The sequence below is a fragment of the Bacillus sp. YBsi01 genome (assembly GCF_038406745.1).
Taxonomy (GTDB): domain Bacteria; phylum Bacillota; class Bacilli; order Bacillales; family Bacillaceae; genus Bacillus; species Bacillus siamensis.
The window spans coordinates 3,027,677-3,050,679 of record NZ_CP151679.1 but is presented as its reverse complement, the minus strand read 5'-3'; the positions used below and the strand labels follow the sequence as shown (position 1 = coordinate 3,050,679).

The window sequence follows — 23,003 nt, the reverse complement described above, 5'->3', positions numbered from 1 at the left end:
AAGGATTAAGAAATCTCCTTATTATTTTGGAAAACCGCCGGCACCGGTATGGATGCCCATTTCGGTGTATTGTGGTCAATCCGGACAACAACGACCGTCATATCGTCTTCGATTTGGCCTGCACGTGTTCTGATGACCTCTTCCATTAATATATCAGCGATTTCCTGCGGGTCTTCGGTTTTCAGCCCTTTCATTTTCCGTTTCATCCACAGGTCGTGGTTCTCTACGTGCTTCGGCCCTTCAAAAATACCGTCACTCATCATGACGAGCAGATCTCCCGCTTTCAGCTGTTCACTTACGACCTCCACATCAAATTCATTGATGATGCCGATCGGCAGATTGCTGGCCTGAACTTTCATGACTTGATCTCCCCGCTTGATAAAACTCGGCGTTGAACCGACCTTCAAGAATTTACAGCTTGCATCCTGAAGATCAATGATAGAAAGATCGAGAGTTGAGTAGATTTCATCTGTCGTCCGTAAAGACAGAATGCTGTTGATCGTTTTGATCGCGATTTTTTCATCAATACCGGATTCGAGAATTTTTTCGAGAAGTTTAATCGTTTCATTGCTCTCATAATGGGCCCTCGCCCCATTGCCCATGCCGTCGCTGATCGCGGCCGCATACTTTCTCGCCCCCAGTTCCATCATGCTGTAGCTGTCGCCGGAGACAAGGCCCCCTCCTTTTGCCGCGTGAGCCGCGCCTGTCGATACCCGGTAAGACTTGGTCGAACCGAACGCAACATGGCTGTAGCCATTCGGATGAGCCGAGTGCTGTTCGCTTTTGACAAGTATCTGCTCCTCAAGAATGTCAGACAGCATCGGAGCGATAATTTTCTCACTCTCGCCGTGCCCTCCGCTGAACGGGATTGTCATTTCAATATCAATATTGCCCTGCTCCAAGCTGTATATCTCGACATGCTGAATCTCGATTCCGAAATGCTGAAGCGCCTCTATCATTTGTTCTTCCTGAATAAAATGCTGCTCCCTCTCCCGTTTTATTTCCCGAGAAAAGTCCGCCATGACCTCAGAAACCCCCAACAGCTGCTCGGCAACAAGCCTTCTGCTGTCCTGAACTTTTCTCTTCAGGGTCAGATGGGCGTGATGATGGGCAAGTTCGTCTTCAATCAGCTCTTCCACCTGTCTGGATTTGGAACAGTGCTGCTGAAACTCCTTTTTTAATCTGCGGTTTGAGGCATACTGTTTTTCCTCTATTTCATGCATAACTTGTTTCATCAAATCATATGTTTTATCAAAGTTTTGAACCCAGCATTTGCTTTTCTTATAGCAGGATTGGCAGGAATGCTCGGTGATTTTGCTTAAAAAGAGATCCACTTCCCCTTCTTCAGCCTGCTCATCGGAAGACGTCTGATGAAAGGTGGCGAAGCTCTCCGACAAGGCATGAAACACATTGGAGAACTGATCTACTTTCTGGGCAGTGACATCTCTGATTTTTCTCGCGTACTGCTGCTGTTCCTGACTGTGCTCAGCAGTGCCCGGTATGTATCGCGCCACCTTTTTCGTAATCGACTGGGGCGTAATTAAAAACAAGGCAACGGCAATCAAAGATTCGTAAAGGGTGGTCATTAACCCGGCAGACCCTTCTCCATATAATGAAATCAGCAGTGAGCCGATCACCAATCCGACTGCGGCGCCGGCTTTCTTGCCTTCCTTCAGCAGTCCGCCAAGAAGCCCGGAAAACGCAAGCAGACTCATTTGATAGAGATTGCCGATATTCGCAAGCCCGAGAATCAGCCCGGTCACAACACCGACAGTACAGCCGATGCTTGCTCCGCCGACAAAGGAAAAACTCAAAACGACATAACGGGCCAGTATATGCTCGGCCTGCATTCCCTGAAACGAAACGCCTGCAAGACCGGTTAAAACGGATGCGATCAAGATCATAAAACAGATGATTTCTTCTATTTTTAATGATTGTTTCACTTTTTTGATCGTGAAGATCGGCAGACTTTGCAAAAAGATCAGCGTCAAAATAAAGGCCAAGCCAGCCTCGACAACAGCCATCACATAGTCATAAGTGGTAAAAGCGCCGCTATCAAAATAAACAAAACCGATTCTCGCGGCAGCCATAGAGAAAAACACCACGATCGGCAGCATCTTCACCCGGTCCTGCATGATATATGTACCGATTTTTGAAAATAGAGTAAAGACGGCTAAAGCTGTGAGAATCAGCAAAGAGTGTTTCGGCGAAATGGTTAACGCGCCTGCAAGTAATGACAGACAAGCATAGAAGGCTTTATCTCTTCTGATCAAAAGCATCGCCCCGAAAAACGGCAGCGCAAACGGAAGAACCTCAGATAATATAAAAGCCCGTCCAAGCAGAAAACCGATCACGACATAAATGAAACCCTTATAGAAAAAAAGTGAATGCGCCTGATGAACCGCAAGCTTTGCAGCCTTTTCAAAAAACGATTGCAGTTTTTCCAGAGCTTGTCCCGCCATCGGCCCGTTCACTCTTCTTTCCGCTTTTTCCATTGCTCTCATCCCCCACCTGTTTTATTCGTTGCTTGTCATTATAAATGAAAGCACAGATAGGATTTTGTCAAAAGAAGGTAACGATTCCAAAGAACTCTTCGACGCTTTCTCCCTTGTTCCCCTTTCCTTTCTTATTTCCTCCGACATTTCTCAAAAAGTTGTCTAAATATGAAAAAATCGGCTTCTGCAACAGAAGCCGATTCGCTTGATGACCCGTACGGGATTCGAACCCGTGTTACCGCCGTGAAAGGGCGGTGTCTTAACCGCTTGACCAACGGGCCAAAAATATATGGTAGCGGCGGAGGGGATCGAACCCCCGACCTCACGGGTATGAACCGTACGCTCTAGCCAGCTGAGCTACACCGCCATATAAGTGCTTATAAGCACAAGTTATATAATACAAAGGTTTCTTCATTCCGTCAACAGAAACTTTGAAGTTTTAATTTTCTGACTACATGGATGTTTACAAAAAAAAGCACCCGCGGGATAGACGGATGCTCCAATGTATTTATAGAAAGCAGCAAGTTATCCTCTTCTTGCTCCGCGCCCTCCACGTTTTGATTCCGTGTTTCGTTTTAAAGATGATAAGCGGTCTTCGCTATCTTTAAGAAACTTGTTCATTTTCTGTTCAAAAGATTCTTTCGGACGGAAATCATTTCTAGGTCTGGCTTGCGGACGGTCTTTAGCTTTTTTAATTGATAAACCAATTTTCCCGTCTTTTTCAACGTTGATGACTTTCACTTCAACTTGATCGCCGACTTTTAAATGCTCGTTAATGTCTTTCACATAATTATCGGCTACCTCACTGATATGAACGAGACCGGTTGAGCCTCCAGGCAATTCAACAAATGCTCCGAAATTTGTAATACCTGTTATTTTCCCTTGCAACTTGCTGCCAACTTCAATCGACATAAAAAAAGTGCTCCTCCTTAGGCTTATAAAAAGATCGTTTGTTTAATTATACCTAAATAAAATTTTAAGTGTCAACAAGGCTACTTGCTCTTCTTTTCTACATTAAAGAGAATCTCACCATTTCCTGACATAAACAAGTCTCTTCTGGCAAGCTCTGTGACGTAATCCTCATCCTTTAATTTGGAAATTTCATCTTTTAAATCAGCCTGTTTCGCGTCCAATTCTTTCACTTGTTTTTCCAGCTGAGCTTTCTTTTCTTCGTTTGCGCTAAGGGAAGAGGTCTGTGACCACAGAGAACCCGCTAAGACAATAGCCGTCAACAACACAAGGGCGCCGAATACGATCAACCGTCTGAAAAGCCCTTTCCGCCTTCTTTTCATAAGCTGGGATTGCCGCTCAACCTGCTCTTTATAGTCGTTTTGAATTTCAGTTATTGTACGTTCTCTAGATAGATTCAAACCAGACGGTCCTCCTTTCATCTTTTCAAAATACGTATCATGGTCGATCTGATTGTTATGATTAGTTTCTTGCTCTTTTGTAAAAATCCTGCACTTTTTTGAAAATATCGTTTGAAAGTAAGACGCCACTTTTCAGGAAGAAGTTTCAATAATTGTTTCAACAGGAAGAACAGCGGATGCAGCAAAAACGTTACGATCTTAAAAAGACACTTCACAAAAAAGGCGCTCACCCGATAGGAGTATAAAGAAATAAACGTGATCAGCCCGATGAGCAGCTTAAAAAGCAGAACCACCGGACGGAACAGCACATGCTGAATGAGCTTTTTTGCGAATTGATAAAGAGATACCGCAAGATGGATGGCGAATTTCAGTATTTTTATATACATTCGTTTAAACAGGCTTTGGTACGTCGCAATTCCCAGTAAGACAGCCAAGAAAATGTATATCCTGAGTTCACCTTCATTCACGTTGAGCAGCACATAGAAAAACAGCAGACCTTGTACAATCCAAAAAAGAAGGTCATGAATGAATAACAGCCATCTGGCCGTTTTGGCGCGGCTGACAAACAGCCTGTATGTATCAAGCGACGCTCCGAGCCAGGCGCCCATACCGGTCATTGCCAGCATCGTATAAAATTGGGTCGTCAGCGTCATTTAAACAACTTGCTAAAAAACCCTTTAGCTTTATCCCCTTGCTGCTCGTCTAAATATACAAGGTCAAACACCCTGCCCTTTATAGATACAATCCCTTTTTCCACATCAAGGTTTTTCATCTGCAGGTTCTCGCCTCTGACGGAAAGCATTCCCATAACCGTTTCCAGCAAAAACTCTTCGTTGTCAAAACTTTCTACATGCTTGACGCCCGAAATGTCTAAATGCTTTCTCCCTTTCATCGTCACATCATGCTGTTCCGGAACAGAAGAAGAACCTTTTTGCTCATAATATGAATTCATCTATTCAGCCCCCATATCCTCGATACTTTTAGCATTATTACTGCATTGTATGAGGCGGGAGCTTTGTTTAGAACAAGCCTATTCGCCGAGTTTTTCTTCTTTGACGATTGTATACATGCCCGCGGCTTCTTCTTTTTTGGTTGTTTCTTTCAATTCGTTTACCTTTACCGTGACAAGCTTTTGGCCGAAGCGAACCGTCAGTTCATCGCCGGCTTTTACGTCTGAGCTGGCTTTCGCCTGATTCCCGTTAACGGTGATTCTCCCCTGGTCGGCGACCTCTTTCGCCAAAGTGCGGCGCTTAATTAATCTGGATACTTTTAAAAACTTATCAAGTCTCATATTTAGAATCTCCTCTCCATTTCTTTTGCTTCATCCCACAATTTGTCCATTTCCTCAAGTGACATTGCGGTCAATTCAAGTCCCTTTGCCGCCGCTTCTTTCTCAATATAAGCAAAGCGTCTGCGGAATTTGTCATTTGTCATGGCGAGCGCTTCCTCAGGCTCAATTTTATAGTATCGGCCGATATTGACCAATGCAAATAAAACATCGCCGAATTCAGCTTTTAAGCTGATTTCATCTGCTGATTCGGCGGAAGCCTCTGCAGAAAATTCCTTCAGCTCTTCATTTACTTTATCCCATATATCCTGAACGTCATCCCAGTCAAAGCCGGTTTTTGCGGCTTTTTTCTGAAGTTTGGCCGCTTTTGCAAGAGAAGGCAGTGTTTTCGGTACGTCATCCAGCAATGAAGAGGATGTTGTTTGCTTTTCCGCCTTTTTGATTTCTTCCCAGTTGGCGACGACATCATGTTCATCCTGAACCTTAACATCCTTAAACACGTGCGGGTGCCGTCTGACCATCTTGGCGCTGATGTCTCTGATGACATCATCAATTGAGAAATACCCTTCGTCTTCTCCGATCTGGGCATGAAGCATAACCTGAAGCATGACATCCCCGAGCTCTTCTATCATGTGATCCGTGTCCTCTTCGTCAATGGCCTCGAGCAATTCGTAGCATTCCTCAATCATATATTTCTTTAATGACTGGTGTGTCTGCTTTTGATCCCACGGACAGCCGTTCGGCCCGCGAAGCTCACGAATAATTCTTCGGAATGCGGAAAATTCCTGGTAAAGGAGTTCTTCTTTTTTAATCGGCGGAACATATACACTTGTTAAGTTATTTATCTCTACATTGCGGTCAAGTTCAAACAAAGGCACTTTGGTGATCTTTTCTCCCTTGCTTCCGGCTGCCGTTACGATGACCACTTCATGATCGTCAGGCAATTTCTCCATAAGCGTCAGCTTCACCTCAGAGGCCGTCATTTGGTCATAAACCTGGCAAATGATCAGGTGATGGCGGAGCTCAAGCTCATCCGGCGTCATTGTTTGCGCATCTGTAAATTGAAACCCTTCAATCGGATCAATCCGCAATGCATTAAAGGTGGCATCCAGAAAACTTTGTCCTCCGGCGGTATGAACCGTCACCTGCTGTTCTTCCCGGCGTTCAAATAACAGCTGAACGGTTTTCTCAGCGACAAACGGATGGCCGGGTACAGCGTAGACGACATCCTCTTGCTTCGCTTTTTCAAACAGAATGTCCGTGATCTCTTCATAGACCGCTTCAAACTGATCGTGCTTTTCATAAACATCATCAAAATACCGGATATCCGCTGCAGCCTCTTGCTCTAATTCCGGAATCAAAGGGTGATCTTTCGTTCTTATATATAGATGCTTCGCCTGAGTCAGCAGCTTATGTACACCCACTGTCAACTGATCCATGTCACCGGCGCCGAGGCCGACGACCGTAATGTTACCTGCCATGTTTTTCTCTCCTCTTTTTCAATTTGCTTAAAGCATTGCCGAAAGGAAGGCTGCTCAGCTCTTCGTCCGTAAATATCTTCATTCTCATCATACAATAAATAAACAAAAGCCCCCCTATGACTGACGCAGACAGACTCTCACATACTGCTCCGGTTCTGCTGACAGGAACGAATAACTGCCAAAGCTTCGTATACACGAGCAGAAAAGAAGCCATCAGCAGAGTGCACCAGCACAAACGGGCAATTTTGCCGCCGATATTCGTCAGCCAGCCCTTCGACCAAATTCTCTGCAGATTCAGGCACGCAACTGCGGCAAATGCCAAAACGGTCGCCAGCGCCGCTCCTGTAATACCCCAGCCCGGGACCAGCCAAACATTCAGCACCCATTTCAGCCCCCCTCCCGCCAAGACGGACATGGCGGGGAAGACGGTATGTCCCGCGCCTTGCAGGATCGCGGCTGCCGTAAGCGCAATCGAAGCAAAAAAGATAGATAAACTGAATATTTGTAAGGGCTGCGTCCCTTCACTGTTTTGGAAAAGCATGATGTTCACCGGTTCTAAAATGCAAAAAAGTCCGGCCGATGCGCCGATTCCTACCGCAAGGCAGAGCTTAATGGCAGAGGTCGCTTTCTCTTTTATAATAAACGGCTTGTTCCCATGCACCGCTTTTGAAATGGAAGGAACAAGAGATGCGGCGATACTGACGGCAAACACGGTTCCCAGCTGAAGGAGCGGCTGTCCGCGGTCATATATGCCTTTCAGCTGTTTCGCAGCATGGCTCTTTGTCCCGTCTGACAGCAGTGAATATAAGTTTAAGGCGTCTACGAGCTGAATCAAAAGCATGAGTACACTGCTGATACAGATGGTGACTGAATAAAGCAGCAGCTTTTTTACAATGATACCTGTTTCGATATGTCCGATGTCTGTCTTCTTGTCTTCCTGCTTGTACCAGAATAAGGCCAATACGCAAAGAGCCGCCAAGCTTCCGGCAATTGATCCCGAGGCTGCCCCCGCACCTGCCGCATATAATGAACGGCCGCTTTTCAAAAGCCAGAAAGATAAACCGAGAAGCACCGCCACACGGAGAAGCTGTTCGGTGATCTGGGATAAGGCGGACGGCATCATATCATGCACGCCCTGGAAATACCCCCGAAAAACCGCCGTAAACGGAAACAGTATAAAAGCGAACGCCGCTACCCGTATCAGCAGTTCAAGGCGGGCGTCACCCATAAAGCCGGCTAACGGCGCCGCGCCGGCATACATGAGCACAAACAGTATAAGTCCGGCCGCCGTGACATATAGGGCGGAAATTTTCATTATTTTTTGTTTATGATTGCTATAATCGTTCATTAATTTTGAGATGATCACCGGAAATCCGGATGTTGAAAGCATGACCGCGATGCCTAAAAACGGATACACCTGCTGATAAATGTAAAATCCGACGTCACCGACAATATTCTGAAAAGGAACTCTGTACACGGCGCTTAATATCTTTGTCACGATGCCCGCAACAACAAGCACAAAAGCACCTTTCCATGCCGATTGCCGTTTGACGCCAACTGAATCGTTCATCCAAAAGCTCCTTCCAGCCGCTAGAAAATTACGTCTATAAAACGAGCTTATTATATCACAATCCTAACGGCCGAACCGATAGTGAGCACATATGAAAAAGAACAGCACTTGTTTAAGAGCTGTTCTTTCCCCGTTTCTTATTTCAATAATGGTAATAAGACCTACTGTTCCATTTGTCTCGCCAAAAAGCTGGCTGCCGTTTCTACCGCTTTGTGTTCTACCTCTCCAAGTGCCTGTTCTTTAGAAAAAATGACCACGGCACCGATAGGATCGCCATTCGCCACGATAGGAGCGATTGTATAGGAGCTCATGTCTTCATCAATGTCATTAACAAGCTGTGCGGATTTTACGTCATTTTCCAGCACTGAGCTGCGCTGGTCCATCGTTTTTTCAAGCAAATCGCTGATGGATTTATTCAGAAATTCTTTTTTGGAGCTGCCCGAAACGGCAATATACACGTCACGGTCGCAAATCAAAACGGAATGACCGAGACTGTCATACAATGCATCCGCATATTCTTTCGCAAAATCGCCAAGCTCACTGATAGGAGAATATTTTTTTAATATAACTTCTCCGTCGCGGTCAACGAATATTTCAAGCGGGTCTCCTTCCCTGATTCGCAGTGTTCTCCGAATTTCCTTAGGGATGACGACCCGTCCTAGATCATCAATACGACGTACAATACCTGTAGCTTTCATCTCTCTGGTGCCTCTCTTTCATGTGATGATATTTAAGGGAAAGTACTAAAGCTCTTTACTTTATGTAGCTTCCGCCACTCGCTTGAAATTAGTATCCGTCACATCAAATGTAATATACACCAGAGAGTAACAATTTTTATGAGGACGCGATTGTTTCTTTCTTCACATCTTGAAGGCCTTTCAGCATGCCGAGTACGGTCTCCAGCCACTCTTCGGTTTTGCGGCCTTTCGTCTGCACTGAGATTTTCAGTTTTTTCCCTTCCATTCCCAGTCCGATCTGCCGGCCGTATTTATTGCCGAGTTCAAACAATTTCTGGCCGTCAATCTGGGCGCTGGCCTCTTCCGAAATAGTGAATCTGACCGCATCCTTATCCTGCTTGATGAGTTCGACGCGTTCATATTTGCCGTACACCTTCATCTCAGCAACTGTAAACAGCCATTCAACCTCTTTAGGATAGCTGCCGAACCTGTCGATGATTTCATCTTGAAGCTCATTTTTCTCCTCAATTGTAGCGATTGATCTGAAACGTTTATACATGTCGATTTTTTGCTTGCCGTCTTGTATATAGTTTTCAGGAATATATGCATCAAGCTCGATATCGATTTCTGTCTCAAACTGTTCGCTTTTCGGCGTATCGCCTTTACGCTCTTCAATGGCTTCTTTGAGCATTTGCGAGTACAGGTCAAAACCGACCGAGTCGATGAAACCGTGCTGCTGGGCGCCGAGAAGGTTCCCCGCTCCCCTGATCGTCAAGTCACGCATGGCAATTTTAAACCCTGATCCCAGCTCGGTAAATTCTTTAATCGCCTGCAGCCGTTTTTCCGCCACCTCAGTTAGCACTTTGTCTCTGCGGTACGTAAAATACGCGTATGCGACACGATTGGAGCGGCCGACCCGTCCTCTCAGCTGATACAGCTGAGACAGTCCCATTTTGTCTCCGTCAAACACAATCAAGGTATTGACGTTCGGTATATCTACTCCTGTCTCAATAATGGTCGTGCTGACGAGGACATCTGATTCCCCTTCCAGAAAATTAAGCATGACGCTTTCCAATTCATTTTCGGTCATTTTCCCGTGGGCGTATGCCACTTTCGCATCGGGAACAAGCATAGAAATTTCGTCAGCCTTCCGCTCGATATCATCCACGCGGTTGTACAAGAAATATACCTGTCCTCCGCGCGCCAGTTCCCTTTCGATGGCTTCTCGTACAAGCGCGCCGTTGTATTCCACGACATATGTCTGGACAGGGAAACGGTTTTCCGGCGGCGTTTCAATAACAGATAAGTCCCGCACACCGAGCATGGACATATGAAGCGTACGCGGAATCGGCGTCGCCGTCAGAGTCAGCACATCGACATTGGCTTTGATCTGTTTGATTTTTTCCTTATGCGTAACACCGAAGCGCTGCTCTTCGTCGATGATGAGCAAGCCGAGATCTTTATAGATGACATCTTTAGATAAGAGCCTGTGGGTTCCGATCACGATATCTACTGTTCCGTTTTTCAGACCTTTGAGCGTTTCATTAGATTCTTTTCTCGTTCTGAATCGGCTGAGAAGACCGATGTTAATCGGATAGTCTTGGAAACGCTCCGTAATGGTTTCATAATGCTGCTGTGCGAGTATGGTCGTCGGCACAAGGAGCGCGACCTGTTTTCCGTCGGCGATCGCTTTAAAGGCCGCACGGATGGCTACCTCCGTCTTCCCGTAACCGACATCACCGCAAAGCAAACGGTCCATCGGGCGTTCTCTTTCCATATCCTTTTTAATTTCCTGAATGGATCGGAGCTGATCATCTGTTTCCTGATAAGGGAAAGCAGACTCGAACTGACGCTGCATTTCATGATCCGGCGAGAACGCATAGCCTTTGCTTGCTTCGCGTTCCGCATAAAGCTTAATCAGATCATCGGCAATATCCTGAACGGAGTTTTCAACTTTTTTCTTCACCCGTTTCCATTCACTGCCGCCCAGTTTATAAAGCTTCGGTTCTTTTCCTTCAGAGCCGACGTACTTCTGCACCTGATCGATTTGTTCTACCGGGACGTACAGCTTATCACTGCCCTGGTAATGAATGTTGAGGTAATCTTTATGAATGCCCTTGATTTCAAGTGTTTCGATCCCCAAATACTTACCGATCCCGTGGTTGACGTGGACGACATAGTCACCGACTTGAAGCTCAGAGTAGCTTTTGATCCGTTCGGCATTTGTCAGCTTCTGCTTTCTCGGCTTCTTCTTGATTCGGTTTTTGAACAGCTCTTCCTCCGTAATCACGGCCAGCTTCATCAGCGGCAATTCAAAACCGGATTGCAGCTCGCCTTCCATGACATAGACCTGTCCTTGTACAAGCGCTTTGGAGCTGTCCGTTTTGGCGGCTTCAATTTCGTAATCTGCCAGCACGGACGCCAATCTGTCGGTTCTGTCCTTATTTGCGCCTAAAAAGACGACGGTGAAGTTTGATTTCTTAAAGCGCTCCATTTCACCGGCGAGCACATTCATCTGCCCGTGAAAACTCTGCATCTGCCGGCTTGTGACATTCACGATATTTTGAGGGCTTGTATGCTGAACATGACGCAAAAATAATGAAAAGTAAATGGCAGGACGCCGCTTCTCGGCCATAATCTCCTGAAAGCTGAAGGATAAATTGATGTCATGCAGAATTTTTCCTTCTTCCAGCAGACTTGTCATGAATTCGGCTTCTTCTTTTTGGAGCTGATCCTCCATTTCATGAATCCGGCTGACCTCGTCTAACAATAACAAGGTGTCTGACGGTGTATAATCTAGCAAACTAGCAGGCTTTTCGTAAAAGTACGAGAGATACTTCACAAGTTCCTGATCAGTCTGTCCCGTTGATAACCGTTCTTTATCATGTGAGATATTGATATGAAGCATTTCCTTTTGTTTGTCCTGCTTCAGCTTCTTCAGACTGTCGGCAAGCCCTTTATCGAGCCTTTCCATCGCGCGGGCTTTTTCTTCCGCCCGGATGATCAGTTCTTTCGCCGGACCGATGGCCACCGTTTTTAGCGTCTCAATTGATCTCTGGTCATCAGAGTTGAAGCTTCTGATGGAGTCGACCTCCGTATCAAACAGTTCAATTCGCACCGGATGTTCTGACGTCAGCGGATAAATGTCGATTATTCCGCCGCGAATACTGAATTCACCGGGTGCAGAAACCATATCGGAACGCTCATACCCCACCTCTACAAGGCGTGCAGACAGCTGATCCTGTTCTATATCGTCTCCGAGTGATATGGCGATTTGGCTGCTTTTCCACAGTTCTTTCGGCGGAAGCATTCTTCTCAGTGCTGCAACGGGTGCCACTACGACCGGCGCTTCTCCGTTTGTTAATCTATTAATGACATCAAGCCGCTGAGCGCGCAGTTCAGGACTCGCCACCGCAATTTCTGAAGAAATCAATTCATTTACGGGGTATAAAAAAACAGATTGATCCCCGAGAAGCGCCGTCAGATCTTCCGTCACTTTTTGGGCCTGATATAAATTATGAGTGATAAAGAAAATCGGCTTTTTCGTTTCCTGTGCAAGGGCGGAGGTAAAAACAGAACGCGCGGAACCTGACAGACCCGCAAGCAGCTGTTCCTTCAGCCCCTCATGTAAACCGTTAACAATGGATTTAAAATCATCGCTTTCTTTAATAAAGGTTTGAATATTGTCCATATGGGCCCCTCCTCTCTATTTTCTGCAAGAACAGAAAAACGCTTTGGTCTAGAATCTACACCAAAGCTCATTATTGAATAAATGTGTTGTGTTCATGGTAGTGCGGATTGCGTTCCAGCGCTTCTTGGCAGTCTTCACAAATTGTAAGAACATGGACATCTCCATTGTCTTTATATGAAATCATATCGTTTCTTTCCTCATTTGTTAAGTGCTGAAATCCAAGTGACTGTGTCGGCACCGACGAATACTCCAGGCTCCCTACCTTAAAACCGCAGTGGCGGCAGAAATAATGCAAAGCCATACATTGGACCTCCTGATGTGAAAAAATCATTTTTCCCTAGTATGGTCTCCCATTATTTATCTTATACATTTGCATTAAATTCGTTCATCACTTCTAAAAATGGTTTCGTCAAGGAAGCTTCGCAGGCTTTTACGGTTTTTGAGACGGCATCATTGATATGCGGCGCTTCATCTTTCGTAAAAGCGCCCAGCACATAATCAACGACTTTCATCCCGTTGACGGGACGGCCGATTCCGATTCTGACCCGGTCAAATTCAGGGGTTCCGAGGTGCTGAATAAGCGATTTAATTCCGTTGTGTCCGCCTGCGCTCCCCTTCGTCCGGAGCCTGATTTTCCCCGTCGGAAGGTCCAGGTCATCGTATATGACTTTCAAATCTTCATGATCGGCTTCATAATAATCCAATAGCGGCCGCAAACATTCCCCTGATAAATTCATATATGTAAGCGGTTTAACAAGTAGAACTTTTTTTCCGGAAACAAAACCGATTCCGTAAAGTCCGTTGAATTTCGTTTTATTCAATTCAATATTCCATTCTTTAGAAAGCTCGTCAATGGCCATAAAGCCGACATTATGTCTCGTGTTCTCGTAGGTTTTTCCCGGGTTACCCAGACCGGCAATCACAAGCATCGTAAATCCTCCCTCAACATCGCTGTAATTCTTCTCATTCTAGCACAAAAGACGTAACCTCGGGCGGGTTACGTCTTAAAGCGCTTATTGATTTTCTCCTTCGGGCTCTTCCTCAGGAGATGGTTCTGCATCTTCTTCGAATGCTTCCTGCTTAGGAGGAAGGATGGAAGCCACGACTTCTTCCGGATCGTTTGTAAATGTATAATTGCCGTCGGCAGTCAGATCTGCGATGGTCAGCACATCATTCATTTCAAGCCCGGAAATATCCACATTGATTGTCTGAGGGATGTCCTTCGGCTTAGCCTTGATCGAAAGCTCATGCAGCGGCTGCTGGATGACGCCTCCGTCTTTGACTCCTTTCGCCTCTCCCGTCAGCTGAATCGGCACTTCCGCCTCCAGCTCCTCACTCATATTCACGACTTGAAAATCGGCGTGCGTCAATTCGTTTTTGAGCGGGTCTGTCTGAAGATCTGTCACCATAACCGATTGCTGATTTCCGTTGACATCAATTGTGATAATCGTGTTTTTTCCTTCGTCCCGCAATGTTTTAAGCAATTCGACACTGTCTAAAGAGACAGCCGTGTTCGTTGTTTCTTTCCCGTATATAATCCCTGGAACATGTCCTGAATGACGGATTTTCCGAAGCGTCGAACGTTTAAAATCTGTTCTTTCATTTGCTTTTAAAGTTGCCATATTCAGCACCATCCTAATTATCGTTTTATCGTCCTATTAGAACAATACCCACAATAACTGGGATTTAAACCTTAAAGTTTCGGTTTAGCTGAATAAATAGCTGACAGATTGTTTCTCGTGAACACGGATAATCGCTTCAGCCAGAAGCGGTCCGACAGAAAGCTGCTTAAAGCGTTCGATTTTTTTCTCTTCAGGAAGCTTAATGCTGTTCGTTACGACAAGCTCCTTGATTTTAGAGTTGTTGATCCGCTCAACCGCAGGGCCTGACAATACAGGGTGCGTACAGCATGCATACACTTCCGCGGCTCCGTTTTCAACCAGCGCGTTTGCTGCAAGTGTGATTGTGCCGGCGGTATCAATAATATCATCGATCAGAATCGCGGTTTTTCCTTCCACGTTACCGACGATGTTCATCACTTCCACCTCATTCGGTCTAGGACGGCGTTTGTCGATAATCGCGATCGGCGCTTTCAGACGGTCCGCAAGTTTGCGGGCGCGCGTCACACCGCCGTGGTCAGGAGAAACAATGACGATATCTTTCAAGTCTTTACCTTCAAAGTAATGGCCTAAAATCGGAACACCCATTAAGTGGTCAATCGGAATATCAAAGAAACCTTGAATTTGCGGCGCGTGTAAATCAAGCGCGATCACGCGTGTCGCACCCGCTGTTTCAAGCAGGTTTGCAAAAAGTTTTGCCGTGATCGGTTCACGTGATCTTGCTTTTCTGTCCTGGCGCGCATAACCGTAGTACGGAATCACAATGTTGATTGTTTTCGCGGAAGCGCGCTTTAAAGCGTCCACCATGATCAGCAATTCCATGATGTGCTCGTTGACCGGCGCACTTGTAGACTGAATGATATAGCAATCACAGCCGCGAATACTTTCTTCTATGTTGATCTGGACCTCTCCGTCACTGAATCTTGTAACAGAGCACTTTCCTAATTGAACTCCTACATTATCCGCGATTTCTTTTGCAAGTTCTGGATTTGAATTCAAAGAAAAAATCTTTAAATTCTTATCTCCGTATTCGTTAGACATGGTAAACCTCCGATTTTAGGATTATTTTTTATGAATATTTTTCACATAATCTTCTTTATTTACTTGTCTTGCTCTGGCAATGGCAAGCGCTTCGCCCGGCACATCTTCAGTTACGGTTGAGCCCGCAGCGACGTACGCGCCTTCTCCCACTGTGACAGGAGCGACCAGATTGGAGTTGCAGCCAATAAACGCGCCGTCTTCAATTTTGGTTAAATATTTGTTCTTCCCATCATAATTGACCGTGATGGAGCCGCATCCGAGATTGACGTCCGTGCCCACTTCGGCATCACCGATATAGCTTAAATGAGATGCTTTGCTGCGGTCGCCGAATTGTGTTTTCTTGATTTCCACAAAGTTTCCGATCTTCACTTCATTGCCGATTGCGGAATCAGGTCTGATGTGAGCAAAAGGACCGATATTTACATCATTCCCAACTTTGCTCCGATTGACAACGGATTGTTTAATCACAGTGCGGCTGCCGATCGAGCTGTCCTCTATCTCAGTGTGAGGGCCGATGACACATTCATCGCCGATTTCAGCTTGTCCCTTTAACACAGTTCCGGGATAAATAACTGTATCTTGTCCGATACGTGCGTCAGGTGAGATGTACGTATTCATCGGATCGATTAAAGTGACTCCGTTTTGCATATGCCGTTTGTTAATACGCTCTTTCATATACATTTCAGCCTGAGAAAGAGCGACTCTATCATTCACTCCGAGCGTCTCTTGGAAGTTACCAGTCTGGTAAGCGGCAACAGTTTCGCCTTCGTCTTTGAGGATTTCGATTACATCCGGCAGGTAATACTCGCCTTGGGCATTTTCATTCGAAACCTGTTCGATGACACGAAAAAGAGCCTCGTTATCAAAACAGTACGTTCCCGTGTTGATTTCTTTCACAAGACGTTCTTGCTCCGAAGCATCCTTATGCTCCACGATTTTTTGAACGGCGCCGTCTTCTCCCCGGATGATTCTTCCGTATCCGGCGGGATCGTCGGCAACGGCCGTTAACACCGTGGCTTTTGCGCCTTTGTTTGTATGTTCATTCAGCATGGCTTCCATCGTCTCCGCCGTCAGAAGCGGTGTATCGCCGCAAATAACGATCGTGACACCTTTCTCTCCGTGAAGAAATGGTTTTGCCTGCTTGACTGCATGAGCCGTACCGAGCTGTTCTGCTTGGAGAGCGTAATCGCTTTTCTGTCCGAGCTGCTTTTTCACATCTTCGGCGCCATGTCCTACGATGGTGACAAGCTTCGCTAAAGATAATTTCAGAGCCTCGTCTGCGACGTGCTCTACCATAGGCTTTCCGCATACCGGATGAAGGACCTTATAAAGCTTAGATTTCATTCTCGTTCCTTTTCCGGCAGCTAAAATCACTGCAAACCGCTTATCCATTTAATGGCCTCCAATATCCCTTTTATCCATAGAAAAATATATCCTAAATAGCTGTTGATTTCAAGAAGACATCAAAAAGTGCAAGAATTTTCTATGTAATCGCTTTATTACTGAAAAATCAGATTTAAAAAAGGACTGCCGGAAAAGGCCTTGTGTCAGCCTTTATCAGCAGTCCTTACATTTTGTTATGTTTAAGAAGCCCCAGCTTCTTCATATTCTAATGCTTCAGAATCACCCAAACGATGATACTCATTTAAAACAGCATCCTGGATCTTGCCCCGCGTGCTGGAATTAATAGGATGAGCAATATCGCGGAATTCTCCATCAGGGGTGCGTTTACTCGGCATCGCAACGAAAAGACCATTGTTTCCATCAATCACACGAATATCATGTACGACAAATTCGTGATCCAGCGTGATGGATGCAATCGCTCTCATGCGACCATCGGTATTCACGCGGCGTAATCTTACGTCAGTAACTTCCACAGTAGTTCACCACCTTTTCCCTATATAAAAGCATTAGTCTAACAATTCCACGATTCTTTTTAAATTCCTGCACATTTCAAAAAGTTTTTTTGAAAATATAGGATATACATACACAATTAGGTGATAAACCATATCGGGGGATCATATACTGCATAAAAAAAGTGATTCCGGAGACCGGAACCACTTTTCTGAGATTTAAGATTTCACCAGCGCAATGACTTCAATTTCCACGAGAGCGTCTTTCGGCAGTCTCGCCACTTCCACACAAGACCTTGCCGGCTTATGTACATCAAAGTATTGTCCGTACACTTCATTCACTTCCGCAAACTGCTCCATATCAGCAATAAATACCGTTGCTTTGACAACCGTCTCGAGAGAAGCGCCCGCTTCTTTCAGCACAGCCTTTAAATTGCTGAACACCTGATGCGTTTGTTCTGTGATATCACCGTTTACCATTTCTCCTTCAGCAGTAAGAGGAATCTGGCCTGAGCTGTAAAACATGTTATTTACGATGATTCCTTGTGAATATGGCCCGATTGCTGCCGGCGCGTGTTTTGTATGGATTGCTTTTGTCATTTTTCTGTCTCCCCATTCTTTAAATGCTGTTCTTTAAAAAATCGCAGAAAATTGCCGTTTTGAATCTCAATCGTTTTGTCTTTCATATTGATGGTTGAAAGTGTGAGCAGCGACATGTATTCATCGACAAGCCGTTCATTCACTCCCTCAGCTTCAACCAAGACGCCTATTCCCGCGACGTTCGCATTAAACTCATCAAGCAGGCTGATCATGCCGTTTATGGTGCCGCCCGCTTTCATGAAGTCGTCAATAATCAAAACGTTCGACCCCGTGGCCAAACTTCTTTTCGCAAGTGACATCGTTTGAATGCGGTTAGACGATCCTGATACATAATTGATGCTCACCGTGGAGCCTTCTGTCACTTTATTGTCTTTTCGTACGATGACAACCGGAACGTTCAGATAACTGGCCGCTGCGTAAGCGAGAGGGATTCCCTTTGTCGCAACGGTCATCACCACATCAATCTCCCGCTCCGCAAAAACGGAAGCAAAAAGCCTGCCTACATGAGAGAGGACAGATGGTTTGCCTAAGATATCCGTTAAATATACATAACCGCCCGGAAGGATACGCTCAGGATTTACTAAAGACTGTCCCAGCTCCTGTATAAACGCTTCTGCTTCAGCCTGTTTCACTTTCGGAATGTATTTGACGCCTCCGGCAGCTCCCGGCACTGTAAGCAGCGTCCCAATGCCTTGCTGTTCGAAGGTCTGTTTAATAATCGTTAAATCTTCACTGATTGATGACTTTGCTGATTGATACCGTTCAGAGAAAAACGTTAACGGTATTAATTCATGCGGATGGGTTAACAAATAATTTGTTAAGTCCACCAATCTGCCGCTGCGACGAAACTTCATGAACTTACCCCCAAAATCCGAATAATTTAAAAACAATATAACTTAACATACGGATTTAATCAAGAGCATTCTGTTCGCCGATCATCCGCACCGCGTACACCTGATCACAGAAGCCTCTTAACCCGTTATAAATCCGCTGCACCTTTGATTCGTATTGAACCAAACCGAATACAGTCGGTCCGCTTCCGCTCATTAACACCGCATCGGCACCGAAGCGTTTCATTTGATTTTTAATCATCGCCACCTCGGGATGAAGGTTGAGCGTAACCGATTCTAATACGTTTCCTAGTTGGCTGCACACCTTTTGGAAACTTTTTTCTTCAATTGCGTCAATCATCGCCTGTACATCCGGATGCCGAACCTGCTGCAAATTCAGCCGGCGGTACACTTCGGCGGTCGATACCCCGATCGTCGGTTTGGCGAGCACGACCCAGCAATGAGGCGGAGCACTGATATGCCTGATCTTCTCACCGCGTCCGGTTGCCAGGGCAGTGCCTCCGTAAACACAGAAGGACACGTCTGAACCGATTTCAGCGCCAAGCTCCGCGAGCTCTTCGACAGAAAGCTTTAAATCCCAAAGCCTGTTCAGCCCTCTTAGCGTGGCAGCCGCATCGCTGCTTCCGCCGGCAAGCCCTGCCGCTACAGGGATCACCTTTGTAATCATAATGGAAACGCCTTTTTTGACTTGAAACCGTTCTTTGAGCAGTTTGGCTGCCTGATAAGCCAGATTTCTTTGATCATCCGGAACAAAGCGATTATGCGACGCCACTCTGATCACGTTTTCGGGCAGTTCTGTCAGTTCAATCCGATCTGCCAAATCAATTGTCGTCATGATCATCTCCACTTCATGATAACCATCCGGGCGTTTACTCCTCACATCGAGGGACAGATTGATTTTGGCCGGCGCTTTTTCTAAAATACGCATAGCTTTCACCTACTTCTCCATCTAAACATAAGTATGAACATTGTATCACATTTGGAGACCCGGAGGTACTTATCCGAAATTGACGCCGATTTTGACAGCCGATAGAAAAAACCGGGGAACGGATTGTCCCCCGGGCCACTGCATTATCGGTTATTTTGGTTCTGAGCCGCCATCTGCTGTTCGGCAATCTCAATCGCACGCTTTACCATATTCCCGGCATCGCGCGCCCGAATGCCGCCCCAGCCCTCGTTTTTCACCGTATCGTAAAAACCAAGGTCCTTTGCCAGCTCATACTTGAACTCATCTGACATAACTCCACGACGTCTGCCCAAACGAAACAACCCCTTTTATAGAATTGATCACCATTCGTGCACGCCACGATAAAACATGTGACACTTATAGCTTCCGTTTAATCAGCTGAAACTTTCGAGGGAATAATTAGAAGAGCTTTAGAAGGCAAAACAAAAAGCAGTAAACAAAAGGTTCACTGCCCATTAAAATGCTACTGAGCTTGCCGCATCATCATTGAATGTCAATTCAACAGTCTCAGTCAGAATATCAGCATAACTGTATGAAACTCTTTCAAACGAATTCTCGTCTTGATCTAGTTGTATCACAAAAACAGAAGGGTACGTCTCAGCTAAAATGCCCGAACGCTCAATCGTTTTTCGGCGGCCGCCGTTTGCTTTTAACGTAAGCCGTTTACCTAAATTCCCATCAAGCGATCTTTTTATATCGGACAACGTCTTCGCCATTGCATCCACCTCACTACATTTATTGTACAACAAGAGCCCAATTTTGTCAAACAAAATTTAAATTATATCAACGTTAATAAGTCATTGTCAACAAAATTATTTTGACAAAATTCTATTGATTTCTGCATTATTTTTCACAAGTTCCGGAAATTTATGTATCAATATGTAAAATAATTAACCCGCATAGCGAATTTTATGCGGGTTTTTCACTCATCCATTTGATTTATACGGCATACCGACACGCAGCACACCCTTCGTTTCAATTCCTCCCAGCCCTTTCTCTCTCGTCAGCGTATTTCTCAGGACATCCCACACATTAATCCGCTCCATAAACGGAGTGAAGCTGATTTTCGCGACAATATATACCGGGTCAAGCGCATGAATGTTGACGCGTGACGGTGAACTTGCAAAATTCGCGCCCGCTTTAATTAAAGACTCGAAATGGGATTGGCAGGCACCCGCGAATATGACAAGCTGGTCCAAGTGGGGGACTTTTCGTCTCGCTCTTTGAACCGTTTCGACAAAGTGTTTAGAATGCCTGTAGGCGCTTAAATCGTTCACGTCTCCCTTATGCTTGGAATATGCATCATGGCCGGTGATGACTAAAATATCCGGCCGGTATTTGTCGAGCAGCTCCTCAATGGATGCCGGCATTTTTTTCTCATGGCAGTGAATCCCGTACACCGGCACACCGATTTTTTCGTAAAAGTTCAGGCACTTTTTCAAATAAGCCTCATCGCCGTCCAGATGCAATACCTTGCCGGGCATATGAAAGTAGTGCTCCTGATGCTGATATTGATTCGTCGCATAATATTCCTGTTTTTCCCGAAGCAGCTTATAATCCTGGCGGAGCAGCTCGAGAGATTCATTCATCCTGCTTTCATCTTTCTGCTTTCTCACGGCCTGTTCGTCTTTTCTTACAGGCGCCAAATCAGAAAAATCAGCATCCGCAATCAATCTGACTTCGTCACCATGCAGGATGGCAATTGAATTTCCTTTGCTTGTTTGCTCTATGCCGATAATGCGAAATAAAACATCCATTTGATAGGATTTTCTGGCTACCATATCTCCTATTTGAAATTGCACGTTACCCACTCCACAAATAGACTAAGCCTCATCATGAAAGAAGCCTTATCAAATGCACCTCTTTCCGCTGCGGCGCTTGATGTTTCAAGCTTTTCTTGCAGTTGAATGAATAAGGTTCTTCTCTAGCCTATGTAGCGGCAGTCCAAGTGGTGACGCAAAACAAAAAGCCCTTCTTAGAAAAGGGCTTTATACAATCCGTTGGACAGGAGCGCGAATTCTTCTATAGACAGGGATTCACCGCGCCGCTTTCCGTCAATATTCGTTTCTTGGAGAATTTCTTCGATTTGAGCTTTCTTCTCTTTTCCGCCCGGAAGATTGTTCACAAGGTTGTTCAGCAAGGTTTTCCGGCGCTGAGCGAAGCTTGATTTAATCAGCTGGAAGAAAAACGGTTCATTATCGACGGCAACCGCCGGGCCGTCTCGAAGCAAGAGACGGATGACCGCGGAATCGACATTAGGCTGAGGCACAAACACCGTTTTCGGTACGGTCATGACCGTTTTGGCCTCCGTGTAGAACTGAACTGCGATGGAAAGCGATCCGTACTCCTTAGAGGAAGGATCAGCCGCCATCCGCTCAGCGACCTCTTTTTGCAGCATGACGACAATTCCTTTTAAGGGAAGATGCTCTTCCAAAAGCTTCATGATGATCGGGGTCGTTACATAATACGGAAGATTCGCCGTCACCATAATTTCATCACAATCCTGAAACTGCTCTTCAATGACGGATTTGACGTCTGCTTTCAGCACATCCTGATGAATGATCGTTACATTGTCATACGGAGACAGCGTATCATTGAGAATGGGCAGGAGGCGCTGATCAATTTCAAACGCGACGACCTTTTTCGCCCGTTTGGCAAGCTGCTCTGTCAGCGCGCCGATTCCGGGTCCGATTTCAATGACTCCGGTCCGATCCGTTATTTCCGCATGGTCCACAATTCTGTCCAATATGTTTGTATCAATTAAGAAATTCTGTCCCAGACTCTTTTTAAAAGAGAAACCGTATTTTTTCAGAATTTCTTTCGTTCTGATAGGTGTCGCGATATCTTTATTGTTCATCCTGTTCCTCCTGCATCATAGCATCGAGCGCATCAATAAAATCACTTCTTTTGATTTGAAACATCTGCAGCCGTTTTTGAAGCTGTTTGCCGTTTGTATAGCCGATCTTCAGCAGGTCGCCCAATCGTTCGCGGCGTCTTTTGGCAGCCGGCCCGCCGATCAGACCGGCTTGTATTAAATCTTCAGCCGAAATCTCACTCGGCTTTGCCTCCATCTCTTCATGCACATTTTCCAGACATGCTCTGATGCTTTCAATGGATGCGTGCTCAACGCCGATGCCGCGCTTGTTCTTCGGTTTGGCAAGATGTTTGGGCAGAAATGCGTGTTTACAGCCGGGTACTGCTTCGGAAATGGTTTTCCGGATCTTTTCCCCCGGAAAATCCGGGTCCGTCAGCACGATGACTCCTCTCGTTTCCTGCGCCAGCCGAATCTGCCTGATGACTTCATCTCCGATTGCCGAACCGTTCGTCTCAATCGTATCCGCATCAACGGCAAGTTTTATGCGCGCAGTGTCATCGCGTCCCTCGACTACAATAATTTCTTTAATTTTCATTACTTCCTCCAAAAAAACTTTTTATATCCAAAACGAAACCTTTGTTTACATGTCACGTCTAATATACTGAAAATACACTTTACCTATTAT

At 45.6% G+C, this 23,003-nt stretch carries 24 protein-coding genes and 2 tRNA genes; all 26 read right to left on the bottom strand.

Going from position 1 to position 23,003, the window contains the following annotated elements; translation table 11 throughout:
- Positions 1-5: 5 nt before the first annotated feature.
- Positions 6-2,495: a stage II sporulation protein E gene (spoIIE, locus tag AADZ70_RS15345; protein WP_342007295.1), complete on the bottom strand. Its 2,490-nt coding sequence runs from the start codon at positions 2,493-2,495 to the stop codon at positions 6-8.
- Positions 2,496-2,704: 209 nt separating this feature from the next.
- A tRNA-Glu gene (locus AADZ70_RS15340) sits at positions 2,705-2,776 on the bottom strand.
- Positions 2,777-2,785: 9 nt separating this feature from the next.
- Positions 2,786-2,862 (bottom strand) — tRNA-Met (locus tag AADZ70_RS15335).
- Between the two features lie 158 nt (positions 2,863-3,020).
- Entirely contained in the window at positions 3,021-3,407 is a 387-nt protein-coding gene (locus AADZ70_RS15330; protein ID WP_004264630.1) for a S1 domain-containing RNA-binding protein, read from the bottom strand.
- 80 nt (positions 3,408-3,487) lie between these two features.
- On the bottom strand, positions 3,488-3,865 hold the full coding sequence (divIC, locus tag AADZ70_RS15325; RefSeq protein WP_016936533.1) for a cell division protein DivIC: 378 nt from the start codon (positions 3,863-3,865) through the stop codon (positions 3,488-3,490).
- A 17-nt stretch (positions 3,866-3,882) separates the two neighbouring features.
- Complete coding sequence (gene yabQ / locus AADZ70_RS15320) at positions 3,883-4,518, bottom strand: spore cortex biosynthesis protein YabQ (protein ID WP_016936532.1); 636 nt, start codon at positions 4,516-4,518, stop codon at positions 3,883-3,885.
- Positions 4,515-4,817, bottom strand: a complete 303-nt coding sequence (gene yabP, locus AADZ70_RS15315; RefSeq protein WP_004264638.1) for a sporulation protein YabP — start codon at positions 4,815-4,817, stop codon at positions 4,515-4,517. Before yabP ends, yabQ begins: the two co-directional genes overlap by 4 nt.
- Positions 4,818-4,895: 78 nt before the next feature.
- Complete coding sequence (locus tag AADZ70_RS15310; RefSeq protein ID WP_007409934.1) at positions 4,896-5,156, bottom strand: RNA-binding S4 domain-containing protein; 261 nt, start codon at positions 5,154-5,156, stop codon at positions 4,896-4,898.
- 2 nt (positions 5,157-5,158) lie between these two features.
- Positions 5,159-6,634 carry a nucleoside triphosphate pyrophosphohydrolase gene (gene mazG / locus AADZ70_RS15305; protein WP_342007294.1) on the bottom strand — a complete coding sequence of 492 codons (1,476 nt, stop codon included), beginning with the start codon at positions 6,632-6,634 and terminating at the stop codon, positions 5,159-5,161.
- The gene (locus tag AADZ70_RS15300) at positions 6,624-8,204 is read right to left on the bottom strand and encodes a polysaccharide biosynthesis protein (protein WP_342007293.1); all 1,581 of its coding nucleotides are present in this window, start codon (positions 8,202-8,204) and stop codon (positions 6,624-6,626) included. Before AADZ70_RS15300 ends, mazG begins: the two co-directional genes overlap by 11 nt.
- A gap of 161 nt (positions 8,205-8,365) precedes the next feature.
- A complete protein-coding gene (gene spoVT / locus AADZ70_RS15295) occupies positions 8,366-8,902 on the bottom strand; it encodes a stage V sporulation protein T (RefSeq protein ID WP_016936529.1) in 537 nt (178 codons plus the stop codon).
- A gap of 136 nt (positions 8,903-9,038) precedes the next feature.
- Entirely contained in the window at positions 9,039-12,572 is a 3,534-nt protein-coding gene (gene mfd / locus AADZ70_RS15290; RefSeq protein ID WP_342007292.1) for a transcription-repair coupling factor, read from the bottom strand.
- Between the two features lie 70 nt (positions 12,573-12,642).
- Positions 12,643-12,873, bottom strand: coding sequence for an anti-sigma-F factor Fin family protein (locus tag AADZ70_RS15285; RefSeq protein WP_016936527.1), 231 nt, complete (start codon positions 12,871-12,873; stop codon positions 12,643-12,645).
- 61 nt (positions 12,874-12,934) lie between these two features.
- The gene (gene pth / locus AADZ70_RS15280; RefSeq protein WP_045926508.1) at positions 12,935-13,501 is read right to left on the bottom strand and encodes an aminoacyl-tRNA hydrolase; all 567 of its coding nucleotides are present in this window, start codon (positions 13,499-13,501) and stop codon (positions 12,935-12,937) included.
- A gap of 84 nt (positions 13,502-13,585) precedes the next feature.
- Positions 13,586-14,194, bottom strand: coding sequence for a 50S ribosomal protein L25/general stress protein Ctc (locus AADZ70_RS15275; protein WP_016936525.1), 609 nt, complete (start codon positions 14,192-14,194; stop codon positions 13,586-13,588).
- 84 nt (positions 14,195-14,278) lie between these two features.
- Positions 14,279-15,232 carry a ribose-phosphate diphosphokinase gene (locus tag AADZ70_RS15270; protein WP_013350761.1) on the bottom strand — a complete coding sequence of 318 codons (954 nt, stop codon included), beginning with the start codon at positions 15,230-15,232 and terminating at the stop codon, positions 14,279-14,281.
- 21 nt (positions 15,233-15,253) lie between these two features.
- Positions 15,254-16,624: a bifunctional UDP-N-acetylglucosamine diphosphorylase/glucosamine-1-phosphate N-acetyltransferase GlmU gene (gene glmU / locus AADZ70_RS15265; RefSeq protein WP_016936524.1), complete on the bottom strand. Its 1,371-nt coding sequence runs from the start codon at positions 16,622-16,624 to the stop codon at positions 15,254-15,256.
- A gap of 191 nt (positions 16,625-16,815) precedes the next feature.
- Positions 16,816-17,109 (bottom strand): septation regulator SpoVG, encoded by a 294-nt coding sequence (gene spoVG, locus AADZ70_RS15260; protein ID WP_004264660.1) that lies wholly within the window; start codon positions 17,107-17,109, stop codon positions 16,816-16,818.
- Positions 17,110-17,304: 195 nt separating this feature from the next.
- The gene (ridA, locus tag AADZ70_RS15255; RefSeq protein WP_004264663.1) at positions 17,305-17,685 is read right to left on the bottom strand and encodes a 2-iminobutanoate/2-iminopropanoate deaminase; all 381 of its coding nucleotides are present in this window, start codon (positions 17,683-17,685) and stop codon (positions 17,305-17,307) included.
- Positions 17,682-18,539 carry a pur operon repressor gene (gene purR / locus AADZ70_RS15250; RefSeq protein ID WP_004264666.1) on the bottom strand — a complete coding sequence of 286 codons (858 nt, stop codon included), beginning with the start codon at positions 18,537-18,539 and terminating at the stop codon, positions 17,682-17,684. Before purR ends, ridA begins: the two co-directional genes overlap by 4 nt.
- Positions 18,540-18,594: 55 nt before the next feature.
- Positions 18,595-19,464, bottom strand: coding sequence for a 4-(cytidine 5'-diphospho)-2-C-methyl-D-erythritol kinase (gene ispE / locus AADZ70_RS15245; protein ID WP_016936523.1), 870 nt, complete (start codon positions 19,462-19,464; stop codon positions 18,595-18,597).
- A gap of 143 nt (positions 19,465-19,607) precedes the next feature.
- A complete protein-coding gene (locus tag AADZ70_RS15240) occupies positions 19,608-19,796 on the bottom strand; it encodes a small, acid-soluble spore protein, alpha/beta type (protein WP_011996172.1) in 189 nt (62 codons plus the stop codon).
- Between the two features lie 162 nt (positions 19,797-19,958).
- Positions 19,959-20,219 carry a Veg family protein gene (locus tag AADZ70_RS15235; protein WP_003218330.1) on the bottom strand — a complete coding sequence of 87 codons (261 nt, stop codon included), beginning with the start codon at positions 20,217-20,219 and terminating at the stop codon, positions 19,959-19,961.
- Positions 20,220-20,429: 210 nt separating this feature from the next.
- Complete coding sequence (gene yabG, locus AADZ70_RS15230) at positions 20,430-21,305, bottom strand: sporulation peptidase YabG (RefSeq protein ID WP_016936522.1); 876 nt, start codon at positions 21,303-21,305, stop codon at positions 20,430-20,432.
- A 173-nt stretch (positions 21,306-21,478) separates the two neighbouring features.
- Positions 21,479-22,360, bottom strand: coding sequence for a 16S rRNA (adenine(1518)-N(6)/adenine(1519)-N(6))-dimethyltransferase RsmA (gene rsmA, locus AADZ70_RS15225; RefSeq protein ID WP_342007291.1), 882 nt, complete (start codon positions 22,358-22,360; stop codon positions 21,479-21,481).
- Positions 22,350-22,913, bottom strand: a complete 564-nt coding sequence (gene rnmV, locus AADZ70_RS15220; protein WP_013350755.1) for a ribonuclease M5 — start codon at positions 22,911-22,913, stop codon at positions 22,350-22,352. Before rnmV ends, rsmA begins: the two co-directional genes overlap by 11 nt.
- Between the last annotated feature and the right edge of the window lie 90 nt (positions 22,914-23,003).